Source organism: [Micrococcus luteus] ATCC 49442, assembly GCF_010367585.1.
In the GTDB taxonomy this organism is placed as follows: Bacteria; Actinomycetota; Actinomycetes; order Actinomycetales; family Micrococcaceae; genus Arthrobacter; species Arthrobacter luteus_A.
The window spans coordinates 2,496,297-2,508,628 of sequence record NZ_JAAAXP010000001.1; the positions used below are offsets into that span (position 1 = coordinate 2,496,297).

The window sequence follows — 12,332 nt, forward strand, 5'->3', positions numbered from 1 at the left end:
GGAATGACCGACTCACCCCGCCCCCGCATCCCGCTCGCCAAGGCCATCACGGCGCGGCGGAATCGGGACAACCCGGACTGGTTCGTAATCGAAGTCGAATGCCCTTATTGCCCCAAGGTGCACAGTCACGGATGGGCAGGACCAGGAGACGACGGCGGACACCGCGCCCCACGCTGCTCCACTCAATGGCTGGAGCAGGCAAGCCGGGGCTACAACATCGTGATCCCCATGGGCTTCAAGGTTCCCCGATGAGCACCCCGCCCACGGATTACAAGCCCAGCGTGTTCACAAAGCAGTTCGCCAAGCATGAATTGCAGTGGCTTGTGGAGCAGTACCTAGGCAAAGCCCAGCAGGCCCACCAGGAGGCCCGCCGCTGGATGAACAGGGCACTAGAGGCAGAGGGCCGCCTCGCAATCTATGAACCGGGCGACGACCACCAGCGCCCCCAGGCTCGTACCACCGGCACTACGGCCATGCGGCAGGAGTCGGACAGGTGACCGTCCTGGGAACCGCTCACCACGGCAGCTACAGCACGATCTACTTAGCTGGCCTGCCGCCGTTCGGACTCGGGTGGGAGCAATACAAAGCCCTAGGTTATCTCGCGTGGGAAGTTCACAGCGACCACACCCGCCGCGTCGTCAGGATCCCCGACAACGAGCCCAAGCCACCGGCCACCGGATGGTCAATCACAGCCCCTGCTGAGGACATGGCCCGCATCCAAGCAGTTGCCCAAGGCATCCTCAGCGGAAACCTCGAATCACTGGCAAGCAAGTACCGCGACGAAACCACCGGACAGGAGCCCACCGAATGACCATCGAACGACAGTCCACCGCAAGCGGCGTCTACTCAGACCGCACCCTAGGCAGTTGGGACGCCCCCGCAGCAGCCGCCGCCCTCTGGGAGCGAGCCAAACACCTACAAGAGCAAGTGGACTACTGGAGGCGCCGCGCAACCTCCGCCGAATCCCGGATGCTCGCCCACCACTGCCAGGAGAACCCATGAAACGCCCCGAGCTGAACGCCCGCTACTGGACTTGGAAGGACCAGGAGCAGAACGAAACACCCGGCGTCGGACTCTTCGCCGGGCACTTCATCAAAGCCCACCTGACACCCGCCCAGGCCCGGACCCTGGCCGACAAGCTCCACGACATGGCCGACAAGCTCGAAGCGGGCAGCGTCGGCACCAGCACCCACCAAGAAATGGAACAGGCAACCAGATGACCTCCCACAGCACCTTTATCAGCCGCAACGAGCACTACGCAAAGAACTACAAGATGGGCGAGAGCATCCGAGTCAGCCCCGCCAAACTCCAGCACCACGAAGGATCAACACCCGGAGTCGCCATCTTCACGGACCGCAGCTACCCCGCCGTTGTACTCACCGAAGAACATGCACGGAAGTTCGCCGGCATCCTCGCGGCCGCCCTCGAATCACTCCCGGGCGGATCCACATCATGAGCATCCACGACAACGTGCACGCCGACACCGACACGGAAGCCCTGGCAACACTCGGCTTCACCGCCCCCGAACCGGTCTACCTCTCCGAAGCCGAACAGACCGCATACGACGCCCTCATGCCCACACCCTCAGACACCACCGAAAACGAAAACTAAGGAACCCTGAACATGTCTAACGCATACACCGGAACCATGCTCGCCATCCTCCGCGAACTCGCCCACCTCGAAAGCATGGGCGGCAAAACCCCGCAGCCCATCAAGACAGCCCAGGCTCTCCACAAGAAAGTGAAGGCAGCCGCTACCGCCCTGCCCTCAACGGACACCCTCCGTAACGCGCTCATCGGGGACATTGCAGACGGCAACTCGCCCACACCCGAACAGCTCAACGAACTGTCTACGGCCAACCTCAACCACGAGCTGCACGCCCAGGCAATCGGCACCGCTGAAATGGAGATCATGGCAGCCATCAGCGCCAACGCAGACAGCGTTATCGCCGCGGCACGTGACACCCTGTTCACGCCCGCAGTCGAAGCCCTTGCCAGCCTCGCAGACCGGATTACCCCCGGCGATACCGTGGACGCACTACTCCGTGCACGCCGCACCCAGGACGCTACAGACATGGCACTCGCAGCCCAGCACCTGACTAACATCAACCTCGCTCACCGCCTACGTGCTCTGCTCACGCAGCAGCCGGCACGAGTGGTGAACCAGTGGAAGGACGCAGAGACAAAAGCGCCCAAGCCCGACGACATTAACGGCTGGCTCGCTGCACTCCGCAACGGCGTAGAGCCCTGGCTCCCGACTGCGGACGAAGCAGAAGCAGCGCATGCCGAACACGTCAGGGCATGGCAGGCCGAGCGCGAATTGAAGCAGGCTCACCACTCGCGCGTAAGCATGCACTAAGAGGCGGTTGCAGTGGGGTTGAACAGCATTCGGCCCCACTGCATAGGCGAATGTCAGACCGGGCAAACGGGCGGGGACGGAAACGCGTCAATGGCCGGAGTGGCGCACGAGGGAGGGGAGAGGGTGGGCACGCCGCCCCTTCCCGCCCCCACGCGCTGGCACTAGCGCCATAGGGCCACTGACATTACGCATTGCGCCATAGGAGTTTTTCGGCCGCTCTACAGGACGTACAGCGGCCCCCGCAGCACACACAAGCAAAGGATTTGAGGATATGCCAAAGCAAATGAGCGCCGGCTACAAGCTGGTACAGCAGTTCACGGACGCGCTGGCACCTGGCGAAGAGTACGACGAGCGAGAGTCAGCACTATTGGACCTGGCCCGCAGGCAAGCGGATGACATCGACGCACTAGAGGCACAGCTCAAGGCTGACGGGGCAAACGTCACCGGCAGTATGGGCCAGTCACGGCTGAACCCCATCTTTGCCGAACTGAGGCAGCAGCGGCTTGCACTGGGTAAGTTGCTGCATGACGTGAAGCTACCGGATGAGGGCTTGGGGTCTTCCAAGAACGTCCAGCAGCAGCGGGCGGCACAGTCTCGTTGGAATCGCGATACGTCAGGGACGAGGGCTATCCGTGGCGCGTAAGGCGACGTGGCGGGAGCCTGTAGGCCCTAGTACCCGTGAGTTCACACCCGCGGAGCTGGACCGGATCAGAGAGCTTACAGCGGCTATCCCTGGCATCGCGGATGGGCACCCGGCATGGCAGGTACGGGAGCTGGACCGGTTGCACGAGGCGACGGGCCATGTCCGAAAGTTCAAGCTGTGGGAACTTGGCAACGCCCACGAGCACGACGCCGACGCCGCTTACTTGGAAGAGATCCGCCAACACTCAAGAGGCGAATTGTCTAGGTGACTGAGAGCGGGCGCTGGATCGCGGGTAAGGGGGTGCCCGGCAGGCCCTCTCACGCCGCCATGATCGCACCTACGCCCCTGCGAAAAGATATCCCCCCGAGTCAGATTTTCCACAGATTGAGGCACAAGTAATGACTTTGCAAGCCAACGGGCCATCAACAGTGCCTCCACCGCAGGCCGCCGCCGCGACCCTCATGGACGGCCCGTCATGGCGTGCGTATGACCGCGTTACCGGGATATGCACCGCGGATAGGCCTCTCCCAGGCTGGCGCGTCGATCGACTATATGACAACGGAGAAATTGGAGACTATTCCGATTCCGGCACTAGGGTAGCCCGTTGCCGCCGCGGCAGGTTTGCCGATGCCGTCCGCCACGACCCGGCGTGTGAGTGCGGGTACCGGCTGGTGCGTGACGTGTACACGGTGCTCCAGCTCGCCCACATTCAGCCTCGAACTAGCCCGGGGCTTGGCAGGGGCCACGCCCGCCGCTCGGACCTGGGTTTAGTCCTGACTCGTGCCACGGGCACGGGGTGGACGGCGGTGGGGGCTTGGGACGACCCGCCGGGAACGGTCCGGGTAGCAGAAACTACGCTCCGGGAAGTCTGGATACCCCGGCACGTGGGAAGCACCGTTGCCGAAGTAAAGGCACTGGCCCGCAAAGTCCGGAAGCGTTACGGCGTGAGCGTGCACGTCATGCCAGGAGAAGGCCTGTACTCGTTCCCTGGCACACCCGACACGGTAGCGCCGAAGGGCTGGCCAGAGTGTGCGATGCCCACTCCGTGGCATGAGTCGGGCTTCTACGGGCTCCACGGCGGCGCCGGCGTCATGTTCTCCACAATCGTGGACGGTCAAAGGCGGTTCTTGCTGGTGAAGCGCACCACCAAGAACGCCCTTTGGCCGGGACAGTGGCAGCTCCCCGGCGGGGCCTTGGAAATTGGCGAGACGCCCCTCGAAGCAGCACAGCGGGAGACGATGGAAGAGCTTGCCATACCCGCGCTCGGAGGCGGCACCGTCCTAGGTGAGGTTGTCTACACTCACGAGTCGGGATGGACGTACACTAACTACGCAGTCTGCCTGAAAGATGCTCCAGAGCACCGCGTGGACGGCCTCGAAATCGCGCATGCTGCCTGGTACACCCCGGAAGAGGTCCTGAGCATTTCTGAAACCGCCTCGATGGTTCCCGAACTTGCAGCGAACATACCCCGCATCCTCGCACTATTCCCACCGATATAACCGGCCCAACGGCGGCAGTAACGGAGCGGCCCCGGATCTCTCAGGAGGTCCGGGGCCGCTTTTGTCATTGGGAGCTAGAAACAGCACGGGTGTGCTAAATACTCACTCGGTTATGCTCACCCCATGACGAACTTTCCAGAACCGCAGACATGGTGGGATCAGCTTTCCGATGAGACGCAGACCAGACTCCTAGCCAACAATCCGCTAAATGAAGTACCGGGCGACCTGATACTGGAGGTAGTCAAAGCCGGTGCGCCGGTCACAGGCGCATGGTTCACAGCCACAGAGAACGGACCGGACAAGTTGAGTCTGCCGAGAACCTTTGAAGAGTTCCTGGAGGCGCAGCGCCATCACTGAGCCGCTGCCCGTCTAATTCGTTCCCTCCACTGTCAGAGCCCCGGACTAGTGTTCCGTCCCATGGTGAAAATAGACGTAGACGCTGTAGGCAAGATGCTGGACGACCTACTGGCCCCGGTAGTGCGGTCACCGTATGAGGAACTAGAGCCCGACTATGAGTTCCTGCCAGAGCCGCCAATGACTCGCCGCTGACGGCATAGAAATAGGGCAAGCGTGCTGCTGTTAGTTAGTGTTCAACTGTTGCAGGTGTTACAGTTGAACATATGAAGCTTGAAGAGTACCAAGAGTACATAGACACGCTCCAGGGCAAGACCGGCTTGGATGCTTTCGCGGAGAAAATCGCAGGGGACAGTGAAGACCCGCAGATGCAGATGCAGAACGCGGTTCTCGACACTATGAGCACGCGTGGCGCGGCAAAGATGTTTGGCGTCAGCCACTCGACCATTGCGCGGAAAGTCAGGAAGCCTGCGTATGTGGAGGGCTACGACGGCAAGAAGAGACTAAACCAAAAAATTGCAGGGCTCCCGGAGGTCCGCAACGTCCTGATCCTTGAGCTTCACGCAGAAGGCCGGTCGGTGCGAAATATTGCCGCCGCCGTCCGTTGTTCCGTGGGAACAGCCCATAGAGTCATTAGGACCATGCGCCTAGTCTGACGGCACGGAAAAGCCCCCCCGGACCAATGACAGGCGCTTAGGCGTACTTGGCAGCGAGCCTTGCCAGCGCCTCGCCTGCCGCGATTGCCTGGGCAGCCGTCAGCCCGGCACCAACGCACTCGGCATCCAGCGGTACGAGCTCGAACGCGACGCCCCGCTCAACAGTGAAGGTGGTTTCGATCCGCCAGGCGTCCCCAGACTCAGAGGGCCCGTCAAAGTAGCCGCCCGGCTGGTCAGGAAATACTACGTCCATTGCCATCACAAAGCCGTCGGGCGCGGCATCGGGAAGTGTTGAGCTGTTCATGGTGGAGGCCGTTCTATTGGATCTAGTGGACGCGCCGAGTCTAACTGGCTGGCGTTACGATCCATCCATGAATAAGAGACGTGCCCACATCCTGCCCACATTTTGCCCACATCAGGTGTGATTTACAGTTATTCATGTAGTCAGAAACCCGCGTAATCTAGCGGTTTTCCTTACCACCAATGACGCGGGAGAGGTTTCAAATCCCACCGTCACCGCCAATGAGTAAGGCCCTGCCTCCCTGATAACCAAGGGAAAGCGGGGCCTTTCTTTATCTACGGGTACGCCGGATCTTTGGGAAAGCCCGGCGGAAATGCCCAGAGCCAACTCGTTCCCAAAGCTCCAACGACGCCGCGCGCCCAGGCCTGGTGCCGGACCGCCTCGTCCCGGCCGTCCCGGCTGTTGCCGCCGACCAGCCCGTGTTCTTCCGCGGACAGCCAATCAACCTGCCCTTGAAGAGGCACGACGGGAGCACGACCGCCGGGGCGCGATTAATTCTGTGAATGGGGAGGATCGTCAAAGGGCCCTGTTCTTCTGTCCACCCGGGACGTACTCTTAGCGGAATCCCAAGCCCGGGACGGGTTTGGGGAATTGGGAGGGAATGTACGAGATGACACTCAAAGACGAGTGGGACCGCCTTGATACAAAGACGCGTCAATGGCTTTTGGACAACCCGGGATGTGTGATGGTGCCGCGCACTGTCGCCTCCATGATCCAGCGGAATTGCGCGGGGCACGTCGAAGTCGACGGGCATGGCCAGATGATCCTTTCGCGTGAGGACCTCGATTTCATCCGGGACAAGGGAAGAGGCGTGACGGAGCCTGTCGGCGAAGACTTCCGGTTCTTCGATGCAGCTCAACCCGGAGAGCGCCCCTAGAGCACACAAAAAACACTACCTCCCTGATAACTCAAGGAAGTAGTGCCTTGTGCTGTGCCGAAGAACCCTGCGGCGCTAGTGCCCGGCTTCTGCCGCTGCTGCCTTCTTGGCGTTCTTCTCGGCGTCCTTCGCTGCGCGCACGGCCTCCGCGTCGTGCTGTTCGTCGGCCTTTTCCTGGTGGATGACTTCCGCGAAGAGCTTCTCCATCTCCTTGGCCACGCCGGCGGCGGAGGCCGGGTTCTGACCGGTCACCAGCCTCTCGTCGACCACCACCATCTCCTCAAAGACACCAGCGGAGACGTGGGTGGCACCCTGTTCTTCAAGTCGGTCTGCCAGGAAGAACGGGATGACTTTGTCCTTCCCTGCGGCAACTTCCTCATCATTGGTGAAGGCGGCCACCTTCCGGCCCTCGACGAGGCGGAGCCCGTTCGCCAGTTCCACGTTCAGCAGGCCGGCCGGTCCGTGGCAGACCGCCCCCACCAAGCCGCCGGCGTTGTAGACGCTGGCCACCAGGTTCTGCAGGCCCTTACTGTCCGGGAAGTCCCACATGGTGCCGTGGCCGCCCACGAGGAACACCGCGTCGTACTGCTCTGGATCAACGACGTCGACGCGGGCAGTGTTGTAGAGGCCGGCCCGCGTGGTCTCGTCCTCCGTGAAGGAGACCTGGATGGGATCGTGGGAGTCCACTTCGTCGCGCGGGGGCTGGCCGCCCTTGATAGACGCAAAGTCGACGAAATGCCCGGAATCCTTGAAAACCTTCCAGGGGTGTGCGGCCTCGGCCACGTTGTAGCCGGTCTTCTCTCCGGTATCGCTGATCTCGGAAACGCTGGTCAGTACCATGAGGATTTTCTTCATGAGATATTCCTTTCGTCCGGGTTCCACCCTACGCCCAGCCCGATTCTCGCCCTGTGGCGGAGTCCAATGGTCACGACAGGACCGTCACAGCTTGTCCGTCCTGTCATCTCCCTTGTGCCCGCCGCCGCGGAGGTTTTCCTGGACCTTGCCGAAAAGGTCTTTGATGGTGGACTCGGTGTTCGTCAGCATGTCCGGCTGGAGGTAGACATGCTTGCTGCCGGGGAGGCTGTAGCTGGACTGCAGGCCGCCGCTTGTTTCGACACCCTGCAATGCGATGGTGACGCCGCCCTCCTTCCGGGCAATGGCAGCAATCTTGCCGAACACCAACGTGAATTCGTCCGGTTCGAAGCTGACGGTCTGGCCCACATGGGTCCGGTTGAGCTCGCTGGCCAGAACCGATTTCTCGTTGCCAGTGCCTGAGTAGTTCATCATGTGCTCCCTGAGGTAGTTGGCGACTTACGCCAGCAGTCTAGCCCTGGCCAATGTCACGGTACATAGCCCCCTGAACACGTCGGAGACGCGTATCCGGACCGTGCAGACTTGGGCCGAGCAGCAAGGCCTGCGAGACTGGTCGCGAAAACCACCCGTGACCCGCAGGAGCCCTTATGACGCCCGTTCCCAGCACCTCCGCCCCGCAGAAAAACCGGATCACGGAGCTCTTCGGTACGGACGTGCCGGTGGTCCTGGGCCCCTTCGGCGGAGTTTCCTCCGTGGAACTGACGGCGGCAGTGAGCGACGGCGGCGGGCTGGGTTCCTACGGCCTGTACGGCTATAGCGCGGACGCCATCCGCACCATCGCCGCGCAACTCAGGAGTGCCACAAGCAAGCCGTTCGCCCTTAACCTCTGGGTTCCCACCGGCGACGAAACCACCGAGATCCCCCAAACGGACTTCGAGCACTACGTCCAGGCGCTGAAGCCCTACTTTGACGAAGTGGGCCTGCCTCTCCCGGAAATGCCCGACCGCTACATGCCGGACTTCGACGAGCAGGTGGCCGCCACGCTGGAGGCGCGTCCCGCCGTCGTCAGTTTTGTCTTCGGCGTCCCGGCGCCGGACCTCGTGGAGGAGGCACACCGGCGGGGAATCGTCCTGGTGGGTACCGCCACCACGGTGGACGAGGCCGTTGCGCTGCAGGCCGGCGGCGTGGATGCCGTGGTGGCCAGCGGTTCGGAGTCCGGCGGCCACAGGGTCTCCTTCCTGAAACCCGCGGAAGAGTCGCTCGTCGGTACGTTTGCCCTGGTCCCGCAGGTGGCGGACGCCGTTAGCATTCCCGTGATCGCCGCCGGCGGCATCGTGGACCGGCGCGGTTACGCGGCTGCACGGGCGCTCGGCGCGGACGCGGTCCAGGTCGGTTCCGCCTTCCTGGCCACACGGGAATCCGCGGCCGTGCCGGCGTACCGCGATATCCTCCACAGCCCGGCCGCGCAGGAAACGGTGCTGACCCGGACGTTGAGCGGACGGCTTGCCCGGGGCATTCCTAACCGCATCATCAGTGAACTCTCACAAACCGCAGGGACGGCACCGTTCCCTGTCCAGAATTGGCTGACCGGCCGTTTCCGGCCAGAGGCAGCCGCCCAGGAAAACACCGCGCTGATGTCGCTCTGGGCGGGCCAGGCGGCGTCACTGATCCGGCATGACGCGGCCGCGGACGTTCTGGCCGAACTGCTCGCCGGCGGCCCTGTTTTGTAAGCTCGTATATCCGGATGTAATCGAACGTGACAATGCAGGTGGTGAAGTCGCCCCTGGAACTGGAGGCAATCCTTGGCTAAGAAGACCGGCAGGTCCAAGACCAGGAACAAGAACCAGCGGCATCTGAAGGCAGTACCGTCTGCCCCGAAGATGCCCCTGCAGCTGGTCCTGAACCATCGGGTGGTTGATTCGATGGCTGTCGAGTTTATTCAGTGGAGCGCGGCTGAGTTCCGCGACCCTGCCGAGGCCTTCGAGTGCCTCGAACTTGTCAAGGTTTTCCTCTCCGCCCAGCATGCCATTGAGGGATCGAGCTCGGCCACGGCTATCGCCGGAGAAGGCGTTGAGGCCGCGGTTGAATCAATTGCCGCAGCGTTGGACCCGGAACATGCCGATGATGCCTTCGACGACCTTTACTTCGCCTTGGAATCCTATGTCCGATTCCTCAAAGGGACCGGCCGGTGGACAGGTACTGAGGGCGCCTACGCTGAGCTTCAAGCGGTGCTCGGCAGCGGCCCTGCCGTGGCTGCCACGGACCACCCGGACATTGTGGTGCCCCGCCTCAGCGACGAGGAGCAGGAATCGGCGTTCGACGCCATGCCCCTGATCCGGCGGGCGTCGGCGCTCCTGGAATGGCTGGGCGCGGGCAAGGAAGTCACCGCAACCGGCGCTTTGCGGCTCAAGGACATCGAGCCGGCTGCTGCGGCCGTCGAAGTCCTGGCCCGTGGAAAACGTGGCGCCAAGCGGCCAGCCACGGAGTCCGCCGGGGAACGGCCGGACGGCCCTTTGGAAGTCGGCAGCATGTTCGACGTGCCGGTGCTCAACGAAGTCTGGTCGGCCTTGGTCGGCGCGGGCGTGATACGGCTCGGATCCACCCGCGCCGTACCCGGCCCCGAGGCTGCTGCCTGGAACAGTGCGGAAGTCGGGGAACGGCTCAAAGCCCGGCGTATGCTGGCCGTGGTGCTCTTGCTGGGCGTCCTCAGTTCATCGGATGCCGTGTGGGACGTGGAATCGGTGGGTGGGACGGTTCTCGCCGTCCTCACGTACGGCACGACGGAAGACCCCGTGCCCGTCGCGCAGCTCGAAGCCCTGGCATCGATGGAATTAGGCGAAACCTTCCCGGACCACGGCATCGTCGACGATCCGGACCTGTCCGACGCAAGCCAGGATGAGGCCCGCCTTGAAGCGATCTACGCGTCGTACGCAGCCATGGAAGCCCGGCGCAGTCTCGGCCTCCTTGCCGAACTGGGGCTGGTGGACGCCAACACGCATTATCGCGTTCCCCCGGTAGCCATCCAGTGCGTGGACCTGGCCGCGGGCTACCTGGACACAGCCGATGAGCTGTCCGGCGCCGAGGAACCCGGGTCCAACGTGGTGGCCCTGCACGCCCCGTCCCGGACCGGCCGGCCGTCCAAGGACCGGTAGGATCTGGTCATCGCCGGGTGGCGCCTGTAAGATCCTGCAATGCCGCGCAGGGCCACCAGCGCGGCGGCACACCGTTGGCAGCGCTGAAGCAAGGGAGGATCCGTGCGTACAGACCATGTTCGGGCGCCCTTCCATTTCCTCCGCGCCGCCCTGCTCTCCACCGGGATCCTGACCCTCGCGGCCGGAGCCCACGTGCTGGGTGGCGGCGAGCTGCCTGCGGCCGGCATCCTGCTGGCAGTCCTGGCCCTCACAGTCCTGGCAGCCACCACCGCCACCCGCCTGAAACTGAATTTCGCCGCTATGACCGCCCTCCTGGGCGCCGGGCAACTGGCCCTGCACGAAGTCTTTACCGTGTTCAGCACTCCGGTCATTGCGGCAGGCCCGGCCCCGACGGGAACCCACCACCTTTCCGGCACGGCACTGCCCGCACTGGAAGCCGCCGCACACCTCCACGCCACGGGTACCACCGGCGGCCTGGTCATGCTGGTGACGCACACCGTGGCAACTGCCGCGTGCGCCCTTCTGCTTACCAAAGGTGAAGCCGCGCTCTGGTCCCTCGAGGCGTGGCTGCGGCCGCTCGTCAGGCTCCCCAAAGCAGTAACGCCCGACGCCGGCCCGCCCCCTTGGGTGCCCGGCCCGCCAGCGGTTCTTCCCCTCCGCCCCTGGCGGAACCTTCGGCAACACAGCCGGCGCGGCCCGCCTTCCGCCGTCGTGCTTCCCTGACCAGCCCGTACCGGACCCGGTAAGCGGGCGTAATTCCTGTACCTCCGCGCGCCCGAAACGGGCGTGCGTCCGAAAGGCATCCCCATGAAAACCTCAACACTTCGCCGTACCCTCACCTCCGCATCCGCCACTGCCGGCGCCGCCGCCCTCCTGCTGACAGCCGCCAGCGGCGCAGCGGCCCATGTTGGTGTCAGCCCGGACAAGACCGCCGCCAACTCCTATGCCCTGCTGACCTTCGGCGTCCCGCACGGCTGCGAGGAGTCCGGCACCACCAAAATCGCCATCACGCTGCCCGCCGAACTGAACGATGCCACACCAACGGTGAACCCCAACTGGACTGTGGAAAAGGTGACCGAGGAGCTGGCCGAGCCCAAGAAACTGGCCGACGGCTCATCCATCACCAAACGCACCAGCCAGATTGTCTACACCGCCAAGGCGCCCCTGCCTGACGGTCTGCGCGATGCCCTGGTGCTGTCTGTGAAGTTGCCCGATGCAGCCGGGACCACGCTCCACTTCCCCACCCTGCAGTCCTGCGAAACGGGCCAGACGGACTGGTCGGAAATCGCCAAGGACGGCCAGGACCCGCATTCCCTGAAGGCCCAGGCGCCGTCAATCACCATTACCGATGCCGCCGAAGCCCACGGCACCGCCGGCCACGCGGCCACCACGGCTGCCGCCGGGACAGCGCATGCCGATACCGAACAGGCAGCTGCCCTGACTGACAGCGGCGCGGACGCCCGCGGCTGGGCAGGCCTGGTGGCCGGCCTCGGCGGGCTGGCCCTCGGCGGTGCGGCGTTCGTCCGCAGCGGCGCCAAGCGCAGGCAGGAGGCCGGGACGGCCAGCCAGTAACGGTTCCGACCACTCGATTTGATGCCCGGATCATCACGATCCGGGCATCAAATCCTCTTGGCACCCCGTGGCATCGTTGACTCAGGTCACAGCAGCAACAAAGGTTA

The 12,332-nt window shown here is 63.6% G+C and carries 20 protein-coding genes; 17 read left to right on the top strand and 3 right to left on the bottom strand.

Annotation, left to right across the window (positions count from 1 at the left end; all coding sequences use genetic code 11):
• Positions 1 to 3 precede the first annotated feature (3 nt).
• The 12 genes from GUV69_RS11230 (at position 4) to GUV69_RS11285 (ending at position 5,510) form a co-directional block, all read left to right on the top strand.
• On the top strand, positions 4 to 252 hold the full coding sequence (locus GUV69_RS11230; RefSeq protein ID WP_164202353.1) for a hypothetical protein: 249 nt from the start codon (positions 4 to 6) through the stop codon (positions 250 to 252).
• Positions 249 to 497: a hypothetical protein gene (locus tag GUV69_RS11235; RefSeq protein WP_164202355.1), complete on the top strand. Its 249-nt coding sequence runs from the start codon at positions 249 to 251 to the stop codon at positions 495 to 497. Before GUV69_RS11230 ends, GUV69_RS11235 begins: the two co-directional genes overlap by 4 nt.
• On the top strand, positions 494 to 811 hold the full coding sequence (locus GUV69_RS11240) for a hypothetical protein (RefSeq protein WP_164202357.1): 318 nt from the start codon (positions 494 to 496) through the stop codon (positions 809 to 811). The genes GUV69_RS11235 and GUV69_RS11240 overlap by 4 nt, the downstream gene beginning before the upstream one ends.
• The gene (locus tag GUV69_RS11245; protein WP_164202359.1) at positions 808 to 1,002 is read left to right on the top strand and encodes a hypothetical protein; all 195 of its coding nucleotides are present in this window, start codon (positions 808 to 810) and stop codon (positions 1,000 to 1,002) included. Before GUV69_RS11240 ends, GUV69_RS11245 begins: the two co-directional genes overlap by 4 nt.
• Positions 999 to 1,220 carry a hypothetical protein gene (locus GUV69_RS11250; protein ID WP_164202360.1) on the top strand — a complete coding sequence of 74 codons (222 nt, stop codon included), beginning with the start codon at positions 999 to 1,001 and terminating at the stop codon, positions 1,218 to 1,220. Before GUV69_RS11245 ends, GUV69_RS11250 begins: the two co-directional genes overlap by 4 nt.
• Positions 1,217 to 1,456 (top strand): hypothetical protein, encoded by a 240-nt coding sequence (locus GUV69_RS11255; protein ID WP_164202362.1) that lies wholly within the window; start codon positions 1,217 to 1,219, stop codon positions 1,454 to 1,456. The genes GUV69_RS11250 and GUV69_RS11255 overlap by 4 nt, the downstream gene beginning before the upstream one ends.
• On the top strand, positions 1,453 to 1,611 hold the full coding sequence (locus GUV69_RS11260; RefSeq protein ID WP_164202364.1) for a hypothetical protein: 159 nt from the start codon (positions 1,453 to 1,455) through the stop codon (positions 1,609 to 1,611). Before GUV69_RS11255 ends, GUV69_RS11260 begins: the two co-directional genes overlap by 4 nt.
• 12 nt (positions 1,612 to 1,623) lie before the next feature.
• A complete protein-coding gene (locus GUV69_RS11265) occupies positions 1,624 to 2,358 on the top strand; it encodes a hypothetical protein (protein ID WP_164202366.1) in 735 nt (244 codons plus the stop codon).
• A gap of 271 nt (positions 2,359 to 2,629) precedes the next feature.
• Entirely contained in the window at positions 2,630 to 3,001 is a 372-nt protein-coding gene (locus GUV69_RS11270; protein ID WP_164202368.1) for a hypothetical protein, read from the top strand.
• A gap of 944 nt (positions 3,002 to 3,945) precedes the next feature.
• Positions 3,946 to 4,500, top strand: coding sequence for an NUDIX hydrolase (locus tag GUV69_RS11275; RefSeq protein ID WP_208786634.1), 555 nt, complete (start codon positions 3,946 to 3,948; stop codon positions 4,498 to 4,500).
• Between the two features lie 123 nt (positions 4,501 to 4,623).
• Complete coding sequence (locus tag GUV69_RS11280; protein WP_164202370.1) at positions 4,624 to 4,857, top strand: hypothetical protein; 234 nt, start codon at positions 4,624 to 4,626, stop codon at positions 4,855 to 4,857.
• Positions 4,858 to 5,120: 263 nt separating this feature from the next.
• Positions 5,121 to 5,510, top strand: a complete 390-nt coding sequence (locus GUV69_RS11285) for a hypothetical protein (RefSeq protein ID WP_164202372.1) — start codon at positions 5,121 to 5,123, stop codon at positions 5,508 to 5,510.
• 37 nt (positions 5,511 to 5,547) lie between these two features.
• On the opposite strand, the gene GUV69_RS11290 is transcribed toward GUV69_RS11285, so the two are convergent.
• Positions 5,548 to 5,814, bottom strand: coding sequence for a hypothetical protein (locus tag GUV69_RS11290; protein WP_164202374.1), 267 nt, complete (start codon positions 5,812 to 5,814; stop codon positions 5,548 to 5,550).
• A gap of 607 nt (positions 5,815 to 6,421) precedes the next feature.
• On the opposite strand from GUV69_RS11290, the gene GUV69_RS11295 reads away from it, so the two are divergent.
• Positions 6,422 to 6,688: a hypothetical protein gene (locus GUV69_RS11295; RefSeq protein ID WP_208786635.1), complete on the top strand. Its 267-nt coding sequence runs from the start codon at positions 6,422 to 6,424 to the stop codon at positions 6,686 to 6,688.
• Positions 6,689 to 6,763: 75 nt separating this feature from the next.
• Here GUV69_RS11295 and GUV69_RS11300 read toward each other — a convergent pair whose 3' ends face one another.
• Both GUV69_RS11300 and GUV69_RS11305 read right to left on the bottom strand, forming a co-directional pair.
• Complete coding sequence (locus GUV69_RS11300) at positions 6,764 to 7,543, bottom strand: type 1 glutamine amidotransferase domain-containing protein (RefSeq protein WP_164202376.1); 780 nt, start codon at positions 7,541 to 7,543, stop codon at positions 6,764 to 6,766.
• A gap of 84 nt (positions 7,544 to 7,627) precedes the next feature.
• Positions 7,628 to 7,975, bottom strand: coding sequence for a hypothetical protein (locus tag GUV69_RS11305; RefSeq protein ID WP_223883860.1), 348 nt, complete (start codon positions 7,973 to 7,975; stop codon positions 7,628 to 7,630).
• Positions 7,976 to 8,148: 173 nt separating this feature from the next.
• Between GUV69_RS11305 and GUV69_RS11310 the strand changes: the two genes are divergently transcribed.
• The 4 genes from GUV69_RS11310 to GUV69_RS11325 all read left to right on the top strand — a co-directional run bounded on the left by GUV69_RS11310 (position 8,149) and on the right by GUV69_RS11325 (position 12,225).
• Positions 8,149 to 9,231, top strand: a complete 1,083-nt coding sequence (locus GUV69_RS11310; RefSeq protein ID WP_164202378.1) for an NAD(P)H-dependent flavin oxidoreductase — start codon at positions 8,149 to 8,151, stop codon at positions 9,229 to 9,231.
• Between the two features lie 72 nt (positions 9,232 to 9,303).
• Positions 9,304 to 10,653 (top strand): hypothetical protein, encoded by a 1,350-nt coding sequence (locus GUV69_RS11315; protein ID WP_164202380.1) that lies wholly within the window; start codon positions 9,304 to 9,306, stop codon positions 10,651 to 10,653.
• A 102-nt stretch (positions 10,654 to 10,755) separates the two neighbouring features.
• A complete protein-coding gene (locus GUV69_RS11320) occupies positions 10,756 to 11,376 on the top strand; it encodes a hypothetical protein (RefSeq protein WP_164202382.1) in 621 nt (206 codons plus the stop codon).
• 84 nt (positions 11,377 to 11,460) lie between these two features.
• Positions 11,461 to 12,225, top strand: a complete 765-nt coding sequence (locus GUV69_RS11325) for a YcnI family copper-binding membrane protein (RefSeq protein ID WP_164202384.1) — start codon at positions 11,461 to 11,463, stop codon at positions 12,223 to 12,225.
• The last annotated feature ends 107 nt before the right edge of the window (positions 12,226 to 12,332 follow it).

What these genes read in the sequence shown, in the direction of transcription:
- GUV69_RS11230 (WP_164202353.1), top strand. Translation starts at nt 4, where the DNA reads ATGACCGACTCACCCCGCCCCCGCATCCCGCTCGCCAAGGCCATCACG.
- GUV69_RS11235 (WP_164202355.1), top strand. Translation starts at nt 249, where the DNA reads ATGAGCACCCCGCCCACGGATTACAAGCCCAGCGTGTTCACAAAGCAG.
- GUV69_RS11245 (WP_164202359.1), top strand. Translation starts at nt 808, where the DNA reads ATGACCATCGAACGACAGTCCACCGCAAGCGGCGTCTACTCAGACCGC.
- GUV69_RS11250 (WP_164202360.1), top strand. Translation starts at nt 999, where the DNA reads ATGAAACGCCCCGAGCTGAACGCCCGCTACTGGACTTGGAAGGACCAG.
- GUV69_RS11255 (WP_164202362.1), top strand. Translation starts at nt 1,217, where the DNA reads ATGACCTCCCACAGCACCTTTATCAGCCGCAACGAGCACTACGCAAAG.
- GUV69_RS11260 (WP_164202364.1), top strand. Translation starts at nt 1,453, where the DNA reads ATGAGCATCCACGACAACGTGCACGCCGACACCGACACGGAAGCCCTG.
- GUV69_RS11265 (WP_164202366.1), top strand. Translation starts at nt 1,624, where the DNA reads ATGTCTAACGCATACACCGGAACCATGCTCGCCATCCTCCGCGAACTC.
- GUV69_RS11270 (WP_164202368.1), top strand. Translation starts at nt 2,630, where the DNA reads ATGCCAAAGCAAATGAGCGCCGGCTACAAGCTGGTACAGCAGTTCACG.
- GUV69_RS11280 (WP_164202370.1), top strand. Translation starts at nt 4,624, where the DNA reads ATGACGAACTTTCCAGAACCGCAGACATGGTGGGATCAGCTTTCCGAT.
- GUV69_RS11285 (WP_164202372.1), top strand. Translation starts at nt 5,121, where the DNA reads ATGAAGCTTGAAGAGTACCAAGAGTACATAGACACGCTCCAGGGCAAG.
- GUV69_RS11290 (WP_164202374.1), bottom strand. Translation starts at nt 5,814, where the DNA reads ATGAACAGCTCAACACTTCCCGATGCCGCGCCCGACGGCTTTGTGATG.
- GUV69_RS11295 (WP_208786635.1), top strand. Translation starts at nt 6,422, where the DNA reads ATGACACTCAAAGACGAGTGGGACCGCCTTGATACAAAGACGCGTCAA.
- GUV69_RS11300 (WP_164202376.1), bottom strand. Translation starts at nt 7,543, where the DNA reads ATGAAGAAAATCCTCATGGTACTGACCAGCGTTTCCGAGATCAGCGAT.
- GUV69_RS11305 (WP_223883860.1), bottom strand. Translation starts at nt 7,975, where the DNA reads ATGATGAACTACTCAGGCACTGGCAACGAGAAATCGGTTCTGGCCAGC.
- GUV69_RS11310 (WP_164202378.1), top strand. Translation starts at nt 8,149, where the DNA reads ATGACGCCCGTTCCCAGCACCTCCGCCCCGCAGAAAAACCGGATCACG.
- GUV69_RS11325 (WP_164202384.1), top strand. Translation starts at nt 11,461, where the DNA reads ATGAAAACCTCAACACTTCGCCGTACCCTCACCTCCGCATCCGCCACT.